The sequence below is a fragment of the Pseudomonas sp. P5_A12 genome (assembly GCF_056400685.1).
On record NZ_JBFUKU010000584.1, the window covers coordinates 1 to 1,217 of the forward strand.

General features: G+C 54.0%; 1 protein-coding gene. It reads right to left on the reverse strand.

Annotated elements, in window-relative coordinates:
• Positions 1-1,217: DUF4011 domain-containing protein (locus tag AC1DSG_RS31260; protein ID WP_477794309.1), on the reverse strand; the 1,217-nt coding region annotated here is incomplete at both ends.

A 1,217-nucleotide genomic window follows, 5' to 3' on the forward strand; every position in this document is an offset into this window, starting at 1 on the left:
GTAAAGGGTGTTGGAGCCCCCTTCTTGCAAGGCAGTTCGTGCCCCACGATAGAGTTCGATCAACCGTGTTTCCATTTCAGCGCTGGAAAGGCCGACAAATACCTCATGCCGTTTCAAGGCATCCAGGGCATGGAGACGACGAACATCCTCTCGCTCACGTAATTCGTACAGCGCCTGGTCACGTGGATCAGCCCCATCCATCAGATCGGGACGTGTCAGCAATTTCAGCTTCTTACCGCTCGCCAGGATATCTTCCAGCGCAGCAGGATCAGGTGACTCAAGCTTCAGTGACTTTTTCCCGGCCTTGAAGTTGAGCAAGTTATTGCGAAGAGACAAGTCCAATAACTTGCGTTGCCACCGCCCCAAGCGATCTTTTGGATCGAGCAGACGTTCATCCACCTCGACCATAACCGCCTCATCAGGCAGTGCGGGGGCAACACCGACTAATAGCTCCGACCCTTCGGTAAGATCATCGTCCRTCGGCAACGTCGAAACCTGTGCGTCGGCACTGGCCAATGGCTTGATGCGTTGCAGGCGTGCTCTGCGCACATCCAACAGTAGTTGGAAGTTTTCATCCTGCCCTTCCGCAAGCAACTGTTCACCACGATCCGTTGCATACGTAAAAGGCGGTACAGGATGCTGAGTGGCGAACGTCGTCTCGAACAACATCAGTTCTTTGAGCTTTAAACGCTTGCGTATGGCCGTGATGTCATCGATCACGGTCGTAGAAAACTCTTCAGCTTTGAGCCACACACCGGCAAATGCGTGCCCCTTTGTGAACACCAGAACAGGGTTGAGACCTGCCTGCTCTATCGCCGCACAGAAGAACAAAGCGAGATCGAAGCACGTAGCTAAACCATGTTCCGTGACGTGACTGGGACTACGTACTTTTTGCCCGGTTTGCTCAAAGCTGGCCGGAGGAAGCGCGTAATCCAGCTTCATACGTGCAACAGCGGCCCAAATGGCTGATGTCAGCTCCCAAGCTCGCTTCGCACCGCCGGCATACCCATCAAGCGCAGGGTTTTTATCGCTTTGACGCAACACTTCTGCCGCCTGCTTCAGCAGACGCTCAACAGCAAGGTCATTCGGCTGAACAAATGCGGCGGTCATATCAGGAAGATGAGAGAGTCCGCCCCAGTGATTGCGTGGCAACAGTTCCAATGCCAAATCCAAGCGCGCAATTTCTGACCGACCAGATTCAGCAGACGCATCTGTCG